Genomic DNA, 21,265 nt, shown 5'->3' on the forward strand with positions numbered 1-21,265 from the left:
TAGTGCTGTGGTGGCTGACGCCCGAATGGCGCGCTCCGCACAGCCCAGGCAGGCCGATCAGCCGACCAGCGTCGCAGGCCTTGCGGCGTCCTGATCCGGGCGAGCATCCCGCTTTATGTGATCACTGCCGGGCCGTCGTCACCCAGCTGCTCCTGCGATAGGGCCAAGGTGGACGACGACACCGGGAGACGATACGCTCTCCATTTTTCAGCGCCCTTTTTTCATCGGAGTTTGAAGTGGTTCAGAGCGCGCAGGGAGGTCCGGGAAGTGCCGCACCGTGGTTTTCGCAGCAAACGCTTTCGCTTCCGAATTATTCATTCTCAAGTGCCGGCGGCCGCTATCTTGCGCTGTGCTTTCTCGGCAGTGCCGGAGACGACGGCGCACGTGAAGTGATCCAGCAGGTCACGGACGCAACAGATGTTTTCGACGGACAGCGCGCGGCGTTTTTTGGCGTGACGATCGATGCGAGGGACAAGGCCAACGAGACGCTGTCGGAGCGAAACGGCATCAGATATTTCCTGGATTTCGACGGGGCTGTCAGCCGCCTCTACGGCGCAGTTCCGCAGGCCTCGGCGCCGGGCGAGCAATCGCGATACAAGCGGATGTGGATTCTCATCGATCCCACGCTGCGTGTGATGGGTTTGGCTCCGTTCGGGCAAACCGCCGCGCTGATCTCGCGCCTGCGCACCCTGCCGCCGCCGGATCGCTTCAGTGGAATACGTCTGCAGGCCCCGATCCTGTACTTGCCGCAGGTGTTCGAGCCGGCCTTCTGCAAACATCTGATCAGCCTCTACGAAAGCAACGGCGGCGAGATGTCCGGCGTCATGCGCGAGATCGACGGCAAGACGGTCGGCGTGAGGGACCTCCGGTTCAAGGCGCGCAGGGACTTTCTGCTTGAAGACGCCGAGCTCAGACGTCAGGTCGATCTGCGGATCGAGCGCGCGATCGTTCCCGAGATCGCCAAGGTTCACCAATTCAAGGCGACGCATATCGAGCGATACATGGTCGGCTGCTACGACGCCGCCGACAACGCGCACTTTGCACCGCATCGAGACAACACGACCAAGGGCACGGCGCACCGCCGGTTCGCCATCTCAATCAATCTGAACGATGATTTTGACGGCGGCGAAATCGGCTTCCCGGAATACGGGCCGCAGTCGTTCAAGCCGCCCACCGGATGCGCCGTCGTGTTCTCCTGCTCGCTGCTGCACGCCGTCAGCCTCGTCACGCGCGGCAAGCGCTACGCCTTCCTGCCGTTCCTCTACGACCAGGTCGCGGCAGATATCAGGGACGAAAACCGCAGGTTCATTTCGAGGGAGGAACGCTCCGACCACGCGCCGTCCTGACGGTCGATGATCCCAAGGCCAGGCCGCTCGAGGAACAAGGCGGCAAAAACGACTTCAGCGGCGCCCGAACAAATGCCCTTGGGAACCGCGATCTCTGCTAAGTTATTGAAATAAATGGCGCGAGAGACGGGACTCGAACCCGCGGCCTCCGCCGTGACAGGGCGGACAAAATTCAAGAAAAACAACGCTGAGGCAAACTCTTAGGCCCCATTATTGAACCTATTCCGTGAAAACTATTTCAACCCATGAACTAGAAAAAGCAAAGAGGCCGCCAAAACTGAGGCGGCCTCTGTTGCTTCGATTAGTTAGATTTAGTTTCGTCACTTGGCTTCCAGCCAACTTCTTCAACAGCATTGGCCAGATCAAGGGCATTTCTTAGCTTAACGGCGTCGGGATGTCCCATTTCTGAGAACGCCTTAATGGCGGATTCTATGTCCTGCCATCGGAGATTGACGCCGAACGCACTCTTGCGATCGAGACCGCGACCGAAGTCCAAGAAGTTGACCCGAACCATCGGGGGAAAATGTCCCGTGCTTTCGATCTTGTTGAACTTGTCGCGGGACTGCACCTTGTAGCTCTGACCGTACCGAAGCAATTCCACGCTCGCCTCCTCATCGTTGTTGATCTTAAGTGGTGCGGGTGTGGTTCCATTCAAGGTTAAATTAGGAAGCTTCGAGCCGCGCCAACATCAGTCGGCTCGCCTGTAGTCCGAAATGAGGTCCAACAGGGTGGTGTCAATCGCATCCGCGGGCTGCAACGCAATACCGCCTTGCCGGCCGATTTCCCTGGCGATCCGCGCCTCTGTAACTTCGTAGCGCGCCTTTGTGCCGCTATTTTCGTTGGTCCAGCGCAGCATGCCTCGGAAGTTTTCGACCGTGAAAAATTCCTCCGCTGCTGCATGCATCTTGGCGCAAACTTCGAGGTCGCTCAGACATCGTTCAAGAGCACGTCGCCTGGCCGCCAGCCGTTGCGTCGTGAGATTGCCGGTCGGCGCCTTCATAGCCGCGAGCGCATCAAAGGTCTGCTCAACAACCTTGCCCGGATCCAGGTCCTGAAACAGCTCGTAGCCCGCAACCCTCGCGACGATGACTTCCTGATGAACGGCCCCCTGCCGCATCCCGGCTGCCCGCGCAGCTCCGCTCTGCACCTCGTAAAACACCGTGAGAGCGCCCTGCTTCGAGACCGATTCACGAACGCGGGACGCCAGTTCACCCAAGTGCTTATCGAATGCAGCCCGCTTGCCGGCCAACTTCTGGAGCGGAAGCAGCCACGCGGCCACGCCCCTCTCCAACGGCGCAAACATGCGGTTCAGCCGGTCGAGCTTCTTGATCTCGAACTGACGGTCCGCTCGCTCTTCAATTCGCTTCTCGGCCGCAGTCCAGCTTTGCTCGAACCGCCGGGCGCCGCACGTGCTGCCATAGAGAGCGCGCTTTCCGTTGGTCAAGATAGCGGTAAATCCCCGCTTGTGATGGCGGCCGCAGCATTCGACGCAGAACGCCTTCTCCGCCGGGTAGCGCTCAAAGGTGTAGATGTTCAGAATGTCGATCAGTTCGACATCCGGCGAAACTTCAAATGTCAGATCAGGCTGATCGTACGGGTCCGTCAGCTTGAGCGCCAAGTTGCGAAGCTGATCGTCGTCGAACTTGCTGGCCAAATAAAACCCCTAGTTGATTGACACAGATTGGAAGTCATAAGAACGATTCGTGATCAAATTTGGGCGAAATGATGCAGCGGATGGCAATTCCCCTTGTTTCGTTGCCTTTCCGCCCTTCTACGCCTCGATGGATGCATGTGGGCAACTGAGGGAACGCGGTATCTGTGCGTTGACGCTGGGGGCGAATCATTGACATCGTTCGGATAGTCGGGTCTGCGTGCCACGGGTGCCACCCTCGAAGCCACGCAAAGTGCGAAGCGTTGTCTAGACCGATGCGCTGGAGAGGCCAGCGAAGTCACCCCTCGTAGCCAATCCGTGCTCGGGCTTGGCGGACGGGACAGAAAAAGGTCTGTTCACGAACGGCGTATTGTGTGTCGAGTTCAAAACAGGTGTATGGCACGCCGCGGTGAGCCGCCCCGTGTCTAAATCGAAGAGATTACGTTTCAGCGGCCCGCCATTGCGGGACACCCACCTCTGGTCTCTTTCGGCAGCAGGCTTGCCTGCTCACTAAGGCAGATGGATCGCGCGACGGTTCATTTGCCCGTTAGAAGAATTGCCCCGCACGCCCGGCCTTCGCGCCGGGCTTTTTCATGTCCGGGGTAAGGAGCCGCCGAACCAAGTAATCGGCGAACTCCCCAAGCCCTCAAAATCAGTTCGAGGCCGCAACAGCGCTCGGTCCTTCAGTGGCCGAATGCGCCGTCGCGCGTGTGCGTCTGCGTTCCCTCAATCCATCGAAAGGAACTAAGCATGCAACGACCCGGCCATATCTGGATCGAAGCCTATGAGCGCGTTCGTGACGGGAAGATCCAGCAGGTGAGTAGTCACTGGCGACGTCGGCCGCGCCGGCATAAGTCGGTCCCGGAGCCCTATCCGCTTGTAGCGTAGCCAGCGGTTTACCGAAGCGACGATCGCCGGGCGAGGAAGTCTCGCCCGGCGGATGTTTGACTGGGACAGTTCGTGCGCGGATCAGAAGGTATATTTGCGCGTGAACTTGAGCGCCGCGAGGGCGCCCGCAAGCGTAGTAGGCTCGGTGTCGTCGACCTTAAGACGCGCCTTTAGCTCCATGGCCTCGGCGACATCCATCGCCTCACTGAGAGGCCCGAGCCGCGCGGCCCGGCGCGCCATCGCGGCCGACAGCCGAACGTGCTCATCACGGTTGCGATCGGGGTAATCGTCCGCCGGCGTGTACCGATCGATCTCCTCATGCGACATCGAAGGAAACCCATCATCATCGCAATTGCCATCGCTATTGCCGACGCTGATGACGCACGGATTAAGATCGCCAACGAGGTCCAATTCTCGCTCGGCAGCCTCAACGGCAACGGCCGCATCTGCCAGGATATCGTCAACTTTCGCGTGCTCCGCGAGCGCGGCGAAGATGGGATCGGGGCCGGCGGCCGAAACCTGCGTTATGGTGGCCACTGCCGCCAGCGCACCGCCGCCGGCGAGCACTTGAAGAAGATTTCGGCGTGATGTGGTAGAATTCCGTTTAGCTTGTGCCATGGTCCAGATCCTTGGTGCTGGTTAGAGCCGGGCCAGTGCTTCAACCACTTGCTCGGCTCGTACTTTTATGCCATCATAAATTCATGACATCAACAATAAATAACATTAAAAAATCACGAGGCCGCCCTCCGATCGAGAGCGAGCCGGTAACCGTGCGCATGACGACCGATGCACTAAAGGCGCTCGACAACTGGCGGCGAGTACAAGATGACCTTCCCGGCCGCCCCGAGGCCATTCGCCGGCTTGTAGAGCAAGCCCTGAAGAGCCAATCGAAGCAGTCATGAGTGACAGACCGTCCCGCTTCGTTCGGCCCGAGTTGACCGAAGAAACGCCGATTACTCTCCAAGAGGCTTGCGACCTCTATTTTCGTGGCATCATCACCGAAGTCAGCCTGCGCGCCGAGCACGCCCGCGGGATGCTCACTATCTTCCGGGTCGGCCGCCAAGACTTCACGACGTTGCGTTTTGTCCGGGAGATGCAAGAAAGAAAATGCCGCGCCAACCCTGAGGCGCCGGCCGCGCGCTCGCCGTCGGCGGCTGAACGCGAAGCCGCGTGCGCCGCGCTGAGAGCAACCATCCAACGGATGAAGAACTCCGCCCCCCGGATCAGGCCCCGGAAAATCAAACTTCAGCCCCGCAGCACCCAATCCAGCGAATGACGCTTATCCTTCCCCGTGTTCTCTCCAAGAGCGAAGCCGCTGAATACTGCGGCTGCAAAACCCTCGCCGCATTCGACCAATGGCGCGCAAAGGGCATTGTCCCCGGCCCCACCCAGGCACCACGAAGTGGGACCGCAAGGCAGTAGATGCAGCTCTAGGTGGTGTGGACTCTAAGGATTCCCTTTTAGGAGCAAATCAGATTCAAGGCTGCTTTTGGGGAGGCCGCCTTGGGTGTGATGGACCGTTTGGTATTGAGCGACGCGGCGTGGGAGCGGATAGCTCCGCTGATCATAGGGCGCCCCGATCAGAAGGGCTCCACCGGGCGCGACAACCGGATGTTCGTGGAAGGTGTGCTGTGGATCGTGCGTACGGGGTCTCCCTGGCGCGATCTTCCGGAGGTGTTTGGGGACTGGAACAGCGTGTTCCGGCGCTTCAGTCGATGGAGCATCAAGGGTGTTTGGTGGCGGATCTTCGAGGCGATGTCCGATGATCCGGACTTCGAATATCTGATCGTCGATTCCACCATCGTTCGGGCGCATCAGCACGCCGCCGGCGCCAAAAAGGGGGGTCTGAAGATCAAGCGGAAGATCAAGCGATCGGCCGCTCGCGCGGCGGCCTGAGCACCAAGATACATATGGCCGTTCGAGGCTTGGGATGTCCGGTGCGGTTCAAGCTCACCGCAGGTCAGAAGGGCGATGCACCGCAAGCCGCCGCATTGATCGAAGGCTTATCCGCCGAGGTCATCATGGCCGATACGGCCTATGACGCCGATCACTTGCGCCAAGCCATCGCCGCCAAAGGCGCGCTCGCCGTGATCCCCAACAACCCGTCACGTGCGCTCAAATATCCACTCGACAAGCATTTCTATGCCCAGCGTCATCTCGTCGAATGCTGCTTCTCAAAGCTCAAGCAGTTCCGCCGCGTTGCAACCCGCTTCGAAAAGACCGCCCGAAATTACCTGGCCGTCGTCACTCTCGCAGCCATCGTCTTATGGATGCGATAAGTGTCCACACCACCTAGACCGCGCCAGCGGCATTGTAACAACATCGGCGCCCGAACTCTCAGCGTGGCAGCGATGGAAAGCGGAACATGCCGCGCGCGAAACCACCTAAGCAGCTCATAGACGAGCTGCCCGACGCCCACCGGGTGAAGGCGAAGCTCGCCGATGGCTCGATCAAGGTCTATCTCTATTACCGGCCGTCCGGCGAGAAGATGGACCCGAACGACATCATGCAGAGCTATGCCCGTGCCGAGAAGAATTCCGGACTAAGGGCGACGAGACATACCGGCTATATGGGGTCAGGGGACCCGATCCAGAGCCCCGCAACAAAGAGCCCGAAAAAGTTGGGGTTTAAAATATCTGCCAGCAGTCGTGTCGTGATCGGATCGACGCTGTTTGCTTTGGCGTCGAGTGGTTTCCTTTACCTCATTCCTCCAAGCCCGACCGATCGATATCTTCTCCGTCGCGCAATGCTGCACTATCAAGGACATGCATATCTACTGCCTGTCAAATATTTCGACGTGCCGCTTGAGAATGCCAAGCTCTACGAAGACGATAGGCTGCTCGGCCCGTCAAATACCCCACAGCAGGAGATCATCGAAAAAGGCGAAGGCCGCTTTTGGCTTTATCGGGATCTTTCGAATTACTTCGGCCCTGCCCTGATGTTTTCGACAAGCGACAATACCGACCCGAATACCAACGGCAGAAAATATCACCTTAGATGAGACGCCCGCAGTTCATCTTAGGCGCCTGCGCGTTCTGGCTGATCGTCGCCGCGGCCTGGGTGATGCTGCGGTGAACGGTCATTCCAAAAGACGGTCGAGGAAATGCAAATTCTCGCGCACGAAGGCCGGCCGCAAATGTGATTGGTCGGAATATTTCGGCTCCCCCGCCCCAAAAAACGGAGAGCAAGCCGCACCGGCGCCGCAGATATCAGGGAACGGATCGAGCAAGGCGGCCCCGGTGCGCGAACCGATCGCCCGAAGCCGCGCGTCTGACTTGGCTAGAACGCCCTTCAGATCAGACACGGGAATAGTGGCGTCGACGTTTGGCGCGATCCGAAAGCCCGTGATGCCGCGCGCGACCATGTTCCGCGGCGCGAAGGCCTCATGAGTAGGGAGGCCGAGCACCAGGTAAATCGCGGCCCCTTCGGACTGTAGCTCGCGCACGAACTCCTCAAGACTGGCGTAAAAGGCGTCCTGCCCCTCGCCAGTGGTCAATGAGAAGCGCGTCCCGTCACGCTTGATGCTCATTCCCTCAGCGCTGTAGCCAGACCATGCGGCTCCCAACACGACCGAACGCACCTTTTCGCGACGCACGACCTCAAGCAGCTTGGCCGTCAAGTCGCTGCATGCTGAAAATTTGTCCTCTTGCACCACCCCGGGCACCGGCGGACAGCGCGGCCCCGTCACAAAAAAGGCGCTCACCGCCAAGCGGCTGTCCTCGAATAGCTGTTGGGCGCGCGGCCCGTAATGGAACAGCAGACTATCGCCGCTCAATGCAATCTTCCGCTCACGGGCTCCCAATCGGGCGACCAAGGTCCAATCGTGCTCCGACACTTCCATGTCGGCGGTCGGCTTGAAATCAGCGTCAAGCCTCGCCGCTCCGACCTTCTGAATGTCGACACCGGATAGACGCGGGAAACGCTCTGGAAACCCACCGCCTGCCCACACGATCGCGCCGAATATCCCGACCGTCGCCAGGCAGGCGCAGACCAACACCGTATTGCGCCGGCGCGTGGCGCCGAACCGCACGGGAAGCTCAACAAAGCGATATGTGATCCACGCCAGCAGGAAGCTGGCCGAAACAAGCGCTAGAGCGAGCAAGGGCGTAGGTGGCTTTCCGAGGCGTATGACGTAGGCGTAAGAGATCAACGGCCAATGCCAAATATAAAGCGGGTAGCTGATTAGCCCAACTGCGACGCATGCCCGACTGGAAAGCACAGCTCGATTAATCGGCGCGTCGGGCCCAGCAAGGATCATCGCGGCAGCACCGGCGACAGGGAGCAAGGCAAACCATCCGGGGTACCGCAATTCAGGCGTGAACAGCGCCACGGAGGATAGCAGTGCGCCGGCGCCCGCAATCGAGGCCGCCGATCGAAGCTGCGCGCCGGCAGCGACGCGGCGACCGAACAGCGCCAAGGCGCCGCCGACGAGCAGTTCCCAAAACCGAGAAATTGGAAGGTAGAAGTCATTCGAAAGGTCGGCGATCGACAGCGCAACATTAGCCCCAAACGAGACAATTAACAGCACGACCAGCAGCCACCGAAGGTTCGCTTTCAGCCGAAATGCGCCCCACAGGAGGACCGGCCACAAAATGTAAAATTGTTCCTCAATCCCGAGCGACCACAGATGCAAAAGCGGCTTGTAGGAAGCGGCGGTATCGAAGTAACCGGCCTCTGACCACAGGGCGATATTGGAGAGAAAGCCGGCTCCGAAAAACACATGCTTGCCGAGCTGCGCCAACTCGGACGGAGTGAGCGCAACGAACCCATAGGCCAGGCTGGCCGCCAAGCAGACGGTTAAGGCCGGGAAAATTCGGCGCGCGCGCCGGCTATAGAAACCGACAAACGAAAACCGATGCTCATTCAGATCATCGACGAGTATCGACGATATGAGGAACCCGGAAATAACGAAAAACACATCAACGCCGACGAACCCGCCTGGCGCCGCGGGCGGAAAGGCGTGATAGAGCACTACAGAGAGCACGGCGAATGCGCGCAGTCCGTCTATGTCTGCACGGTACGTTGTTGCATTCGGAAACATTCTTGGAGCGTGTTCTAATGGCAATCCGCACGCTCCGCTACTGCTCCGTTTGTATGACCCCAGTTATTTCGAGGTTCCCTGCCCCCCGCTTATGGCGGCCGGCGTCGCCGCGATCGCCTTGAAGCCCGTCCAGAACGCCCACACAGCCCCGCTCACGGCCGCGCCGACCACGCCGGTAATGATGACGTTGCGCAGATGGCGCGCTGCGTGATGCATGTTCCGGAGGAAAGAAAACTGCCCCTGCATCGAGATCACCGATGCCGGGTTTGAAACGTCCATCCCGAGCGAGAGAAACGTTTCTGAAACGGCCTCTTTCGCCGCCATCTTCCTCAAGTTCGGTGTGCGCGGTTGTCATCAGCGCGCCCCGTAGCTCTTGCGCACGCCATCGTACCAGCCGGGCATCTCGCCGAGCCGCGCGCGCACTTCTAGGTCATCGGAGACCGTCAGGCGCTGCCCTTGCAGCCCGGCACCTTGAACCAGGGGAAATGACATTGCGTGTCGAGATACGGCACGGCCGGCGCCTTCGCGAGCTTATCGGGCGCCGGCGGAAGTTGGCGCGCCACTTCCGGCGGCGGCGGATCCTCCCGGCGAGCCGTTGCGCACGCCGTCAAAAGGATCAAACTCGCAAGCAGGCTTACCCTCAAGCCGGCGGATGTATTGAACGTCGCCCTCATGTTGCGCCTGTGCCCCTTCGGCGATTGCGTTTGCGCGCTCAGCCTCATTGGCGCGTGATTTCCGTGAATTTTCCAAGTCGAGATGCTGCGCCGCGATCGTTGCCCGCAGGCTTTTAGCCTCTTCGCGCTCATCCGAGACGCGAAAGCCGATCATGAAGAACAGGAGCGCGGCGACCAGGACGGACACCAGCCGGGCAACCTTAACGTAGGGCGCGAGCTGCGCGGAATACCGCAACAGCGGGAAATGGCCGACGACGAAAACGAGGCCGTCGAGCCCGAGCGCGAAATATGACGTTGCAACGTTCTCAAAGAGATCGCCGAGCACGGATCAATCCTCCCGGAGACACCAGGGACGTTCGCCCCACATGGCATCGGTCCGGCGGTTGCAGAGGCCCTGAAGGAATTTGCCGTTGGCGTTGACGTACTTCACCATTGCGTTGCAGGCGTCCGAGACGCGGCCGGCGTTGAGATCCCGAGCGATGGACGTTCCGCAGACCTTTTCAGGCCCGAGGTTGACCGCAAACGAGGCGATAGCCGCCTGACGGTGCGGCGGCATGGTCGGCAGCGACGGGACGCAAACCACCACCTAGTCAGCGTAGCGCTCGGCGACGTGTGATCCCGCCGCAGACGGTGAAGACGCCCGGCGGATCGAACGGGAGATGTTCGGACACAAGGTTCATGCCCTCCCAATGGGAGACCAGGACGCCGGCGAGCGCGGCGCCGGCGACAGACAATCCGACATGCTTTCGCGCAACAGCCATTATTCGGCCATGCGCAACCCGTTAGCGACGGACAGCAGGACGCCGCCGACGACATACGTTCCAGTTGGGAGAGCGTCGGAAAGGTGCGGCCGACCAGCGGGAGGCCGCCCACGGCGCTCCAGAACACGGCCTGTTCAATCGCAATGCGCCGACCGTGCCGCCGCCGATATGCGTTGATGTCGCTGACGAGCTTCACATGTTACCCGTTCCCGAGCGGAATTGCGTTCTCGACGGCGGCGCAGTTAGTAGATGCTTTGGCGCCAATTGCTTCAGGTTCTGCGCGCTTGCGCGATTATCCTACGGTCGTGCTATAGGATTGCCATGAAAGCGGCATACCGACCTGACATCGACGGCTTGAGGGCCGTTGCGGTTTCCGCAGTAATTCTGTTCCACGCATTTCCCGGAACGCTTCCCGGCGGCTTCGTCGGCGTCGACATCTTCTTTGTGATCTCGGGATATCTTATCACCGGCATCGTGACGTCCGACTTGCACGACAAGACATTCAGCCTTGCGACGTTTTATGAAAGGCGCATACGGCGAATTTTTCCGGCCCTGATCGTCGTTTTGGCCGCAACCATGTTCGTAGGGGTGCATCTCCTGTTGCCAAACGAGCTGCATTCTCTCGGGAAGAACGCCGTCGCAAGTTCCCTATTCTCGGCCAACCTGATGTTGCTGTCCGAGGTCAGCTATTTCGACATCGGCGCACATCTAAAGCCGCTTTTGCATCTTTGGTCGCTCGGCATTGAGGAGCAGTTTTACCTGGCGTGGCCGTTGATTTTGTGTGCGCTACCCCGCCGCTGGATGCCGATCGCAGCGGGCATCGGCTTAGTGGCGTCATTCTCTCTAAATGTTGCCTTGGCCAGTGACCATCCGGCGTCAGCATTCTTCCTGCCGTTCACGCGCGCGTGGGAGTTGATGGCCGGCGCCCTCCTAACATTCCTTCCCTCGCAGTCGAGAGCAGTACGGGAGGGGGCAGCGATCATCGGGATTGTCGCGATAGAGGTCTCGTTTTTCCTATTCGACGCAAAAATGACGTTCCCTGGCTGGGCGGCAGCGCTTCCAGTCGCGGGCGCCTCTCTTCTCATCATGTCAGAAGGGGCAATTGTAAATCGCATTTTGACACTCAAGCCGTTCGTCGGCGTCGGGCTGATCAGCTATTCCCTGTACCTTTGGCATTGGCCGGTCTTGGTATTCCTCCAAATCTATCTGTTTCGTCCTCTCAACGATACTCTCGGGCTTGCAGCCGTTGCGCTGGCGTCCGCCCTCTCGGTGTTGACCTATTTTGCGGTGGAGCGACCATTGCGCCGCCAGTCCAGGGTTTTCCCGATCGGAGCCGCGATGGCAGCAGTCGGGCTGTTTGGTCTATATGCGACGTTCGTTAAGGTGCCCGACCTTCCCGGCCCGCTCCAAGCAATGATCAATACCCCAGATGGCGTCACCTCATGGCGTGTGCACGAATGCCTCCTACTTGATGGCGAGGACGGAGATTTCCGGAATTGTTCGGAGACCAAGCGTCCCTTGATCGCCATTTGGGGAGACTCGACTGCCTCCGCCCTCATCCCAGGTCTCGCAAAGCTACAACAGAACCATGCATTTGGGATCGCGCAGTATTCCGTTAGTTCGTGCTCACCACTCCTGCTTCCAGCTCATTCAGCGAGCCGCTATTGCCTCGAAAAAAACGCAGAGATCGTGCGTCGCGTGTCCGAGATCAAGCCTGACATTGTAATACTGCACGCAATCTGGGACGCAGGTGACAGTGCCACCACAACCAAGCCGACGATCGACGCTCTACGTGCAGCTGGCGTTCCTCGCATCATAATGATCGGACCCGTCCCAGTTTGGCGCGGCGGCCTTCCCGATATCGCTGTCGCATACTATCGGAGGTACGATTCGGTGTTACCCGAGCGGACGTCACAATTCGTCAATGGGAGCAGAGATGACAAGATAATCGAGGGTATCGCAGCCGCGCTCGGGGTTGAGTATATCTCTGCAAGAAACGCCCTATGCCAAACTGACGGATGCTTGACCCGTCTTGGCGATTCACTGACGGCGCGCGACACCGTACATCTTACGTCCCCAGGATCCGAATATTTGGTTCGTCGGATCGCTGGCCAGCTCGGCATAGAGTGATTAGCGTCGCGTCAAATGATCCTCATGATGTAGTTGCAGAGGATCGTCGGCTGCACGTTGATGTGAGAGCCGCCACCGCCGGTTGCAGCATTGGTCAGTGTAATGCCGGTCGTCGCGCTGTCAGTAGCGCCGGCGGTGAGGCTTTGCACTACGACGGTAGCGCCACCGGGCGAGTTATAAGCGTTGCTGCCCTTGACCACGCCGCCGTGGACGTGCCCCGGATCGGTCAGAGTGTTGTTGTGCGTGTGGGACGGGATTTGAGATGGACTGAGCGTAACACTCTCGACACCGCCGACGCCGCCAGGCGTCAGGAAGTTAAACACCGCGCCCGATAGGTTGAGGCCGCCGGGATCGGCACCGGCGGGCACGCGCCCCGTGCAGTTGGGTAAGCCGAATGTCGTGCTACCGTCACCAACCCCGTAAGTCGTGCCGATAATCGAAAACAGCTTGGAATAGGCCGTGCGGCTAGGGGCTTGTGAGCCGTTGCAGAACACAAACGAACTGTTCGGCGCGACCGATCCCCAAAAGATCAGACAACCGCCGATCGGCACGTTGTACGGGTTGCCAAAGAAACCATGCAAATAGAAGGCATTGTCCGTGCTGTTGTAGATAGCCAGATACGGCGTCCCTTGGAGAATGGTGCCGGCGGCAATGTCGACGCCAGGAGCCGAACGCAACGCCACGGCGCCCAATCCATCCACGTTGAGCGTGCAAGGTCCCGCGTTGGCAGCGTGCGGCGAAAAGGCAATCATCGCGCCCCCAAGATGCGTGAGACTGTCAAAGCCCTGATTGCTGGCGACCGCATATGCCGTCGACGTACCCGTGGTGACGATCGCGCCGGAAATGTCGTCGCGGTACTTGGCAAGCGCGGCCATTTGGCCGCGAGCGCCATCGTTCAAAGCGCTCGGCGCCATCCCTTCCGGAAAACTGCAACTCGGGTCCGCCGTCGCATTGCTCGCAGCCACTCGGCTCCACTTCCAGAAACTCATTACGATGCCCTCGCAAATTCGCCAAAATGTGTTTTTGCCGCCGCAAAATAGGCGGCCCCCGCCTCCTCGGCCGTATTGAACATCCCCAAGAAAATCTCTCGATCGCCAATCCTGATGCGCGACCGCCATTTGCGGCTGGACTTGTGCCAGCTAGCTCCCTTCAGCCCACTTAGGCTGCGCGAGCGAGCGCCTGTGTTCGCCTTGTTCTGAGTGGACGTCGCGCAACGCAAATTGCGGAAAGCGTTGTTCGATGAGTTGCCATCGATGTGATCGATTTCATGCTCTGGCCACCTTCCGGTCATCCACAGCCAGGCGAGGCGGTGAGCAAGGTAGTGCTTTTGATCAACCGTGATTTGTACGTAGCGGTTTCCGTTATCCCAGCCGGCGACGCCCTTGCGATAGCGACGCCAATTGAAAATTCCGGTCTCTGGATCGTACTTGAGCAGCCGCTCAAGTCTTGAACCCGTGAGCATTCAGCCTCTCAGGGAAAACGGTGCGAGTTTGATCCCCAAAGGATTAGGCCGAGCCGGCAAGAGGTTCGTAAATTGCGGCACCGCCGCCAGCTGCGCGAATTTCATCACCGGCGCGCTGGCGCCCGATCCGGTGATTTGGACCGCCGGCGCGGCCGGCGCAGCGCCAGCAGGGACAGCCGCGGGCGCCGAACTGGGCGCCGCGGCCGGGACAGACCCGGCCATCGACATAGGCGCCGCACCCTTCCCGCCCATCTTCCGATCCGCCCAAGCGGCGAGATCGCCGGCCGACATGCCAGCGAGAAACGGATTTGACATGACTGCCTTGGCGCCGAGAACCGCGCCGGCCGGCGTTGATGGGTCTGCGTTGAGGATCCCGACCGCACCGCCGGGGCCCGCGAAGTGCGCCAAGTATTGCGTGCCAGGGGTCAGAGGGAGCCCGGCCCGGCTCAAAACGCCGGCGTTATCGGCGGCATAGGCGGCGGTCATTTCCCGGGAGAGCGCTGGGTCAGACTTCATCGCCAAAAGCTCGTCTCGCGAGCCTGCGATATCCGGCCGATGCTTTGCCAGCATCGCCAACCAGGTATCGTCAATAAATTGACCGGGGCCCAAGGCCGACGAATTGGGGTTCTTGGCGTCCGCTTTGCCGCCGCTCTCCACCTGAACGATTTGATCAGCGAGGGCCATAGGCTCGTTGTCGCCCGAGCGCGCTAACCGTTTGTGATATGCAAGTCGTTCTAGCTACCCAGCGCGATGCCCTTCACATCATCGCCAGAGGCGTCCTGCACGCCATGGGCGGCGAGAACCGCCTAGGCTAGCTCCGTGGTGGTCATCGGCTCCGTGGCCGTCCCGAGCACGTCCAGCGCCCGCCTATAGAGGGTGCCGCGCGCATTGCCATTTTCTATCGAAAATGATAGCTAACGGATATGATTGATTTGACCTGAAATCAAGACAGCCTAACAAATATGATAGGCCACAGATTCGATAGGAGATGCAATGGTCCTGCCCAAAGCGGAAGAGGAATGGGGCCAGCGCGCCAGCGCCTTCCTCAAGGCGAAAATGAAGAAAGCCGATGTGACCTATGCTGACTTAGTGAAGCGGCTGAAAAAGCACGGCCTCAAAGACGAGACCGAGGCCGGGATCACGATGAAGCTTAAACGGGGATCGTTTTCCGCAATATTCTTTCTTGCGTGTATTGCCGCTCTAGAACTCGAACAGGTAGTGTTGGAGGAGATTTAGCTCTCGTTGTGGCGTCTAACAATCAAATCGGAAGCAACGGCGCTGGTCGCGATGGCATCGAAGGATGAGAAGCGAATGCTCGGACTGTCACTCCATGGCTGGGAAAATGCCATGGTGGTGTTCCTAATCATTGCTGGACTTTTTGCGCTAGTAGCAGGCGTCGCTACTTGGGCGGTTGTTCGACTACAAAGAGTTGAACTCGCGAGATCGGAAACAGAACTCCAAGAATATAAACTACAAACATCAAAGGAAATTGCTGAATCGGCCAAGCAGACTGAGCAAGCAAAGGCCTCTGCTGCAGAAGCTTACCGCAAGGCTGAATTGGAACGGTTAGAGAGACTTAAACTTGAGGCCATTGTCGCCCCCAGAAGTCTCGGCGTGGCGCAGCAGCAGACACTTGCGGCGGCTTGGCGATCATTGGCCGGGAAAAGAGTATCCGTAACCTCATATTCTTTAGATGGAGAAGGAGCCGGATTGGCATCTCAAATCATGGCCGCATTAAAGAGCGCGGGGGTTGGCATAGATAACCGCCTAGCAACGGTAATGCCCATGGGCTCTTTTGCTCTCGGCGTGCACGTAACGGGAAGCGACACACAAACAGTCAGCGAAATCCGGAATGGATTGACCTCAACAGGGCTTGCCATAGCGCCATCAGGGACACCACTTGGCAACGGTCCCTCGGTGTCAACCTCTCCCACCCCCGTCGCAGAAGCGCCTATTGCCGATATTTTAGTCGGAATAAAGCCGGTTCCGACAATCAGATAGACAGCGGCCGAAGCCGATCAGGCGCGAGGTCAATTTTGGAAGCCCTAGTTCAACAAATTCCCTTGCTCCCACTTCTTGGATTTGAGGGTCTTCGTCGGCTTTAGCGTGTTGCTTGGCTTGCAACTGGCACGAAGCTAGGTGCTGCTTCTGGTCCGAGTAACAGCCAGATAACAGCAGCGCGAACAGTAAAGGGATGTATCGACTCATTCTTTCGTAGATTCTGCCACAATCGCTGCCCGCACCGCGCTATGCGGCTCGGCTTTGGTCGCTTGAGGAATTCGTGGAGAGGACAGCCGAATGAAAGACTTCGCCACTCAGATTTATGCAGCGGTAAGGGGCCGAAAGCTAAAAGAGCCGTTCGGCCCCGAAGATGTGAAGCGCGCGTGTCCCGGTTGGGCGGAGCGGACCTATTCCAATTTTCTGTCGAAGCACGCGGTGGGCAACCCAAGCAAAACGACAGAGCTGTTCCAGAGGACCGGGCCCGGGCAATATCGTACCCTAACAAGGCTCAAAAATTCAAATTAGGACACTATGTTTTTACGGAATCTACTGTGGGTGCGAAATGCGATGGGCTTAAACCGCCGGGGCTAGTTTTATTAAGTTCGCTATTCAGAATTTTTCGGCGGGGGGCCATTCGCGTGACGCGGCCCCTTTTTACTAGCTGATCTTGTTAACTACCCGCGCTGTATAGCGACCACCAGAACTCCGGCCTATTCGCCAACCACGCACATTGGACGTGGAAAACGGGCCCGCCCGCACAAATTCTCTGGATGCCAAGTAGCGTAGCGCTGCCGTGGATAGACAGTTGCGCAAGGCATGGCATGATCCCGACTATGCCCCGCCCTATGATTTTGGTTTGCATCGTCGTCTTTGCAATCGTAATGGCCGGCGTCCGGTTCGTGGCCCACGGTATCGTCGACAACTTCGGAACCGTAGGCATATTCGCAGCGCTCGCTGTGTTGTTGGGTGCTGCCTATTTGTACGATCACCGCGAGCGCCCTTGATTGATCGCCGGCAAGGAGCCCTGAGACAGAAGCCCTGCACGCTGCGCAAACCGCGGATCAACCGCGCGCCGCGGCTGCTCGCCGAAAAACAAATCCGTCGCCTTGCGCGCCTGGTTGGCGTTCGCGATCTTTCCCAAGCCCTTGTCGACGCCGAGCGCCACAGCAGCGCCAGGAAGGCCCGCGGTGTTGAAGCCGAGCAGCGGCAGCAGCGACGATCGCGCACCGTTGGCGATCCGCGCCAGCATCGGCGCCGTCCCTGACGGGTTCGTGGTGCCCTTGACGGGGATCATTTGCTTATAGACGGCCGCAAGCTGTTTCATCAGCGCGCGTTCCTGGTCGGAATAGAGCACGCCGGCGAGCTGCGAGCCCGAGCCGTTCAAGAACTCATGCAGCCGTTGCGAGAGCGCTTGCGCCTCGTACTGAATTTTCCCCTCGCCGGCATTCGTGAGCTTTTCCCACACGCCTTGCCGCAGCGAGGTCCACCCTTCCGGCGAAAGCCGCTGTTTCAGCGCCGAGGCGATCAGCGGCGCGTTGACGCCGTTGCCCTTGCCGGTCGCGCCCATCAGATCGTTGACGATCTTGTTAGCCGAGGCCGGCGGCGCACCATCGGCGCCAGCATAGCGGCGGATCGCCGCGGCGACCGCGCCAGGTTCGGCCGGTTTCGGCGCGAGGCCAGCGAGCCGGTCGGCATAGCGGCCGAGCGAAGCACGTTCCGCGGGCGACAACACCGTTTGCGCGAGCAAGCGGCCCTTTCCATCGAGGAAGGTCCGAATTCGCTCCGCCGCCGCTTCCGGCTCGCCCGCCCGCAGATGCGCGAAAAGGCCCTGCTTATAGGCGCCGAATTCCTCCGAGTTGCGGCCGAAAATGCGCTCGATCCGCTGCGCAATCTGTACCGGCATTTGACCGCCCGGCGAGCTCGCCGAACCATAGGCCAGCTTGACAACCTCGTCAGGCGTCGCGCGCGTGTCGGAGAATTTCCCCAGAATTTTTTCAACCGCCGCGCCGATCGTGTCGCCAGGCCCGCGCTTTGCGAATTTCGCCTTGTAGTCCGCGAATGCCGCGCGCGCCTCTTGCTGCATCTTCAAGACCGCCGGCCCGTCACCGGAGAACTTGCCTTCGGCGATCATCTTTTCTACCCGCGCCTCGAATTGGTCGCGGATATGCTCCAGCGCGTGAAGATCCGAGCCCGAGCCGCCGCCGAGCATGGCCCGGCGCGCGTCGCCGTACAGCGTCGAAATCTGCTTTCGGACCTGCTCGACATCCCGCATGGTGAAGCCCGAGCCGGCTTGCGGCGCGGCCGCGGCCGGCGCCCGATCGCCCGGGAAGTCAGCGGGACGCATCGCAGCGCGCGCAGCGTCCTCTTGCTCCAGCTGGTGAAAGGCATGCTCTACCGCGTCGTCTGCGGCCATGCCCTGCTCAGACATCAATTTGACGGCGCGCTGCCTCACCTCGCCGCCCAATTCGCCATGACCGGCGGCGTTCAGATCATCGTCAATCCCGCGCATGTGCGCGTCAAATTCGTGCTGCTCTCGCTCCGAGCGCGCGACGGCCTCGCGCTTGCTGATGTGGCCCTCGAAACCGGCCGGATAGCGCTTTTGGCCGCGCATTTCCGCGTCGATCGCGTCGAGCAGATCGCTGACGGTTGATGTTCCGTTGTGGTTACCGCTGAGATAGCCGGCCTCTTCCGCCGCCTCGCGCGCGTAATCGAGCGGCCAGCCGCCTTGCCGAACCAGCTTGCGGCGCCCGACGCCCTCGACGTTGACCGTGTGGCCGTGGCCTCCGATCGCCTCCAACTCAGCATCAGGCCGCCCTTTTGACGCGATGAATTCGAGCAGGCTTTGCGCCTTCGGTGCCGCAGGAGCCGGCGCAGCCGCCGGCGCGGCCGCCGCCTTTTGCCGATCGTAAGCCGATGCGACGTCATCGCCGAACTTCGCGCGAATGTCCGCGACGTCTTGCGCGTGCGTCGGCGAGACCCCCGGCAATTCGCGAGGCTGTCCCGGCGCCACACCGTTCAAATGCTCATCAATGACGCGAAGCGCGTTCAGCGCCTTCGGCGTGTTGGTCCGATCGAGCGAAACCGCGGACGAGCGCAAGCCCTGTTGAACGTCGTTCCCGAAACCGCCGGCCGAGCCCGGCGCAAATTCGCCCGGCGCCGCATCGACCGCCGCAAATTTCCCGCGATAGTTCGCCTTTGCCGCGTCGCGTGCAGCCGTAAAGCGATCGGAGAGCACTTCCCCCGCGTCGATCGGCGAGGCCGCACGCAACTGTCCATCCGGCGCCAGAGACCGCGCCATATCGGCGGCTTGCTGCGCCGGCGACATCGGGCCGGCATGAACGCCAGCCGCCGCCGCCTGCTGCGCCTGTTCCTGCGCGATCAATTCGGCCGCTACCCGCTCCGCGGCCTCGTTCGGCGTGGTGCGCGCCGCGGCGCCGGTCGGATCGAGGCCTGCGGCGATTTGGTCGCTCGCCTGCCCCACCCGCTCGTCTTGCAGATCCTTGAACGATTGCGCGCGCCTCTGGGCCGGCTCGCCGCGACCACCGCGAAGCAATACCTGTTCTTCCGCCGAGAGCGCGGGGTTTTGCGTGATTTGGGATTGCGACAGCGGCACATCGACGCCGCCAACGTTGACGACGTTCCGAGGCGTCGCCGCTGCTGGGTTGAAGCGATCGGCGACCGCGGCAACCACCTTGCCCACGCCCTTACCCACCGGACCGGCCGAGCCGCCGACGAAGCCGCCCACCCCTGCAGCTGGCGCTATGCCCTCTCCTCGTACCGCAGCATCCGCTCCGGACAGAGCCGCGCCAGAGATGGCGCCATTCCTTGCCATTTCCCAAAGCGAACCGCTGAGGCCAAAAGCCTTTGGTGCGGCGCCCATGACCGGCGCCATCGAGGCGACACCGCCGGCGAGCTGGGCGGCCGTGTCAACGATTGGATGTTCGGTCGCAAATTTCTTGTCCGCACCCTCCTGGTCGCGCAGCGAATGTGCGTAACGCTCCCGAAACGTTTCCTCTGGGAGCTGGTCCTTTTCATCAAAGAACCGATTGAGCAGCGGCGCGAGCGCGGCATTCGTCGCCGCGTCGAGCTTGTTCAGCGCGCCACCGATGATCGGAACGCCGGTCGACGCCGAGCGCGCAACGTGGTTGAGCGTGACCGGAGCCGCCGGCGGTTCGGCCGCCGCCGGCGCCTTCGCACCGATCGAGGAAGCGATTTCCTCGACGGTCGCGTTTTGCTGGTCCGGCGAGAGCTTTAAGAACTCATCGCCAACCGTCACCGACTTGTCGCCGATCGTGAGAACAGCCATTTAGTTCACGCTCCAATTGCGTTGCGGCCCGGCTTGCCGGTCATGCACTGGAACGAGAGGGCGCGTCGCCGATCTCGAGCAATGTCGCAAACCACCACGTCCCGGAAGGCGTCGCTTTCCTCATCCTCAGGGTCGCACTCTTGCCGGAACCACTTTGCGGCGGACGTCAGCAGCTCGTTTTTTTTCACTGCGCCTTGCGTGCGCGGCAGATAGGCCGTTTCCTGCCGGTTGCCGATCTCTTGGCCGGTAACGGCGTCGATCGTGACGCCTACACGGTTGAAAATGGCGATTGGGCGCTTGGCATCCTCCAAAATGCGCTTGTCATCTTCGGAGAGCTGTTCGCCGGCCTCAAAGTCGAAATCTTCGCGGGCCTCGCGGCGCCAGCGGGTTTGGCCCTTGCTGTTGAAATCAGTCTTACACCACTTCTGGAGCTTCTGGAAAATCTGGTCGGCATCGGCGAGCGCCTCGCGCTCGCCCTCTTCGCCCGTACCGTAGCCGCCCGCGTCGTCAAACATCAAAATTCATCCGTTCGGATTGAATTTTGGTCCTAACATCGCGGTGGAAATGATTTTCCCGGGGCCCAGCCTGCCATGATCCAGCCGCATCTGGCTTGCAGGCTTGGGCTGCCTCCGGTCGAAACCGGAGGCAGCTTGCCGGGGAGCCATCCTTGCAAGCGTATCAGGAAGGCCGGCGCTGCAATCGCCGGCCTTTTTGCTGCTTGCTCGGCGCCGTAAAGCTGAAGATCAAGTATGGCGAAAAATCGTTTCAAAATGATCTTCACACAGGCGTTTTTCGCCGCAGCGCGCCCCAAATCGACCATCTATGCGCTTGCCAAGAACGCCGCCCGCTCGTGGATATGCCCTGGTAGCCTTTGGGCTGAGATCGTCGAGCGCCATCTGATCGCCGCATTGCAGCCGCCAACTTCACCCTGTTCGCATGGAGAGCGTCACGATGATTAGGCTATTGATCCGAGCCAACCAGAAGCGCATCGCGCTCGAGCGCAAC

General features: G+C 60.3%; 20 protein-coding genes and 1 pseudogene. 8 read left to right on the forward strand and 13 right to left on the reverse strand.

The features are described 5' to 3' along the window. The first annotated feature begins 236 nt into the window (after positions 1 to 236). Positions 237 to 1,346 (forward strand): 2OG-Fe(II) oxygenase, encoded by a 1,110-nt coding sequence (locus V5279_RS24965; RefSeq protein ID WP_338688884.1) that lies wholly within the window; start codon positions 237 to 239, stop codon positions 1,344 to 1,346. Positions 1,347 to 1,647: 301 nt separating this feature from the next. On the opposite strand, the gene V5279_RS24970 is transcribed toward V5279_RS24965, so the two are convergent. From V5279_RS24970 to V5279_RS24980, 3 genes are all read right to left on the reverse strand, one after another. Then, the gene (locus V5279_RS24970) at positions 1,648 to 1,947 is read right to left on the reverse strand and encodes a hypothetical protein (protein WP_338688885.1); all 300 of its coding nucleotides are present in this window, start codon (positions 1,945 to 1,947) and stop codon (positions 1,648 to 1,650) included. An 87-nt stretch (positions 1,948 to 2,034) separates the two neighbouring features. Then, positions 2,035 to 3,000 carry a hypothetical protein gene (locus V5279_RS24975; protein ID WP_338688886.1) on the reverse strand — a complete coding sequence of 322 codons (966 nt, stop codon included), beginning with the start codon at positions 2,998 to 3,000 and terminating at the stop codon, positions 2,035 to 2,037. 966 nt (positions 3,001 to 3,966) lie between these two features. Then, positions 3,967 to 4,503, reverse strand: a complete 537-nt coding sequence (locus V5279_RS24980) for a hypothetical protein (protein WP_338688887.1) — start codon at positions 4,501 to 4,503, stop codon at positions 3,967 to 3,969. A 280-nt stretch (positions 4,504 to 4,783) separates the two neighbouring features. Between V5279_RS24980 and V5279_RS24985 the strand changes: the two genes are divergently transcribed. From V5279_RS24985 to V5279_RS24995, 3 genes and pseudogenes are all read left to right on the forward strand, one after another. Beyond that, on the forward strand, positions 4,784 to 5,161 hold the full coding sequence (locus V5279_RS24985; RefSeq protein ID WP_338688889.1) for a hypothetical protein: 378 nt from the start codon (positions 4,784 to 4,786) through the stop codon (positions 5,159 to 5,161). 236 nt (positions 5,162 to 5,397) lie between these two features. Beyond that, positions 5,398 to 6,164, forward strand: a pseudogene (locus V5279_RS24990) (IS5 family transposase). 86 nt (positions 6,165 to 6,250) lie between these two features. Continuing rightward, positions 6,251 to 6,886: a hypothetical protein gene (locus V5279_RS24995; protein WP_338688891.1), complete on the forward strand. Its 636-nt coding sequence runs from the start codon at positions 6,251 to 6,253 to the stop codon at positions 6,884 to 6,886. A gap of 78 nt (positions 6,887 to 6,964) precedes the next feature. Here the strand turns inward: V5279_RS24995 and V5279_RS25000 are convergent, their stop codons facing one another. The 5 genes from V5279_RS25000 to V5279_RS25020 form a co-directional block, all read right to left on the reverse strand. Continuing rightward, complete coding sequence (locus tag V5279_RS25000; RefSeq protein WP_338688893.1) at positions 6,965 to 8,926, reverse strand: acyltransferase family protein; 1,962 nt, start codon at positions 8,924 to 8,926, stop codon at positions 6,965 to 6,967. Positions 8,927 to 8,989: 63 nt separating this feature from the next. Then, a complete protein-coding gene (locus V5279_RS25005; protein ID WP_338688895.1) occupies positions 8,990 to 9,250 on the reverse strand; it encodes a hypothetical protein in 261 nt (86 codons plus the stop codon). A 30-nt stretch (positions 9,251 to 9,280) separates the two neighbouring features. Continuing rightward, positions 9,281 to 9,418 carry a hypothetical protein gene (locus tag V5279_RS25010; protein WP_338688897.1) on the reverse strand — a complete coding sequence of 46 codons (138 nt, stop codon included), beginning with the start codon at positions 9,416 to 9,418 and terminating at the stop codon, positions 9,281 to 9,283. 39 nt (positions 9,419 to 9,457) lie between these two features. After that, a complete protein-coding gene (locus tag V5279_RS25015; protein ID WP_338688899.1) occupies positions 9,458 to 9,925 on the reverse strand; it encodes a hypothetical protein in 468 nt (155 codons plus the stop codon). Positions 9,926 to 9,928: 3 nt separating this feature from the next. Then, positions 9,929 to 10,183 carry a glycoside hydrolase family protein gene (locus tag V5279_RS25020; protein WP_338688901.1) on the reverse strand — a complete coding sequence of 85 codons (255 nt, stop codon included), beginning with the start codon at positions 10,181 to 10,183 and terminating at the stop codon, positions 9,929 to 9,931. A gap of 499 nt (positions 10,184 to 10,682) precedes the next feature. Between V5279_RS25020 and V5279_RS25025 the strand changes: the two genes are divergently transcribed. Beyond that, positions 10,683 to 12,491 (forward strand): acyltransferase family protein, encoded by a 1,809-nt coding sequence (locus V5279_RS25025; RefSeq protein ID WP_338688903.1) that lies wholly within the window; start codon positions 10,683 to 10,685, stop codon positions 12,489 to 12,491. Positions 12,492 to 12,502: 11 nt separating this feature from the next. Here V5279_RS25025 and V5279_RS25030 read toward each other — a convergent pair whose 3' ends face one another. From V5279_RS25030 to V5279_RS25040, 3 genes are read right to left on the reverse strand one after another with little or no spacing between them, the layout of a single operon-like run. Then, entirely contained in the window at positions 12,503 to 13,480 is a 978-nt protein-coding gene (locus V5279_RS25030) for a phage tail protein (RefSeq protein ID WP_338688905.1), read from the reverse strand. After that, on the reverse strand, positions 13,480 to 13,953 hold the full coding sequence (locus V5279_RS25035; RefSeq protein WP_338688907.1) for an HNH endonuclease: 474 nt from the start codon (positions 13,951 to 13,953) through the stop codon (positions 13,480 to 13,482). The genes V5279_RS25030 and V5279_RS25035 overlap by 1 nt, the downstream gene beginning before the upstream one ends. Further along, positions 13,954 to 14,637 (reverse strand): hypothetical protein, encoded by a 684-nt coding sequence (locus V5279_RS25040; RefSeq protein WP_338688909.1) that lies wholly within the window; start codon positions 14,635 to 14,637, stop codon positions 13,954 to 13,956. It abuts the gene before it with no gap. Between the two features lie 309 nt (positions 14,638 to 14,946). On the opposite strand from V5279_RS25040, the gene V5279_RS25045 reads away from it, so the two are divergent. Together V5279_RS25045 and V5279_RS25050 are read left to right on the forward strand one after the other, a co-directional pair. Beyond that, positions 14,947 to 15,189 (forward strand): DUF6471 domain-containing protein, encoded by a 243-nt coding sequence (locus V5279_RS25045; RefSeq protein ID WP_338688912.1) that lies wholly within the window; start codon positions 14,947 to 14,949, stop codon positions 15,187 to 15,189. 75 nt (positions 15,190 to 15,264) lie between these two features. Next, positions 15,265 to 15,954, forward strand: a complete 690-nt coding sequence (locus V5279_RS25050) for a hypothetical protein (protein WP_338688914.1) — start codon at positions 15,265 to 15,267, stop codon at positions 15,952 to 15,954. A gap of 985 nt (positions 15,955 to 16,939) precedes the next feature. Here V5279_RS25050 and V5279_RS25055 read toward each other — a convergent pair. Together V5279_RS25055 and V5279_RS25060 are read right to left on the reverse strand one after the other, a co-directional pair. Further along, positions 16,940 to 20,260 (reverse strand): hypothetical protein, encoded by a 3,321-nt coding sequence (locus V5279_RS25055; protein WP_338688916.1) that lies wholly within the window; start codon positions 20,258 to 20,260, stop codon positions 16,940 to 16,942. Positions 20,261 to 20,265: 5 nt separating this feature from the next. Next, a complete protein-coding gene (locus V5279_RS25060; protein ID WP_338688918.1) occupies positions 20,266 to 20,775 on the reverse strand; it encodes a hypothetical protein in 510 nt (169 codons plus the stop codon). A 234-nt stretch (positions 20,776 to 21,009) separates the two neighbouring features. Between V5279_RS25060 and V5279_RS25065 the strand changes: the two genes are divergently transcribed. Next, a complete protein-coding gene (locus V5279_RS25065) occupies positions 21,010 to 21,219 on the forward strand; it encodes a hypothetical protein (protein WP_338688920.1) in 210 nt (69 codons plus the stop codon). Positions 21,220 to 21,265 lie beyond the last annotated feature (46 nt).

The organism is Bradyrhizobium sp. 26S5 (genome assembly GCF_036923295.1).
Taxonomy (GTDB): domain Bacteria; phylum Pseudomonadota; class Alphaproteobacteria; order Rhizobiales; family Xanthobacteraceae; genus Bradyrhizobium; species Bradyrhizobium septentrionale.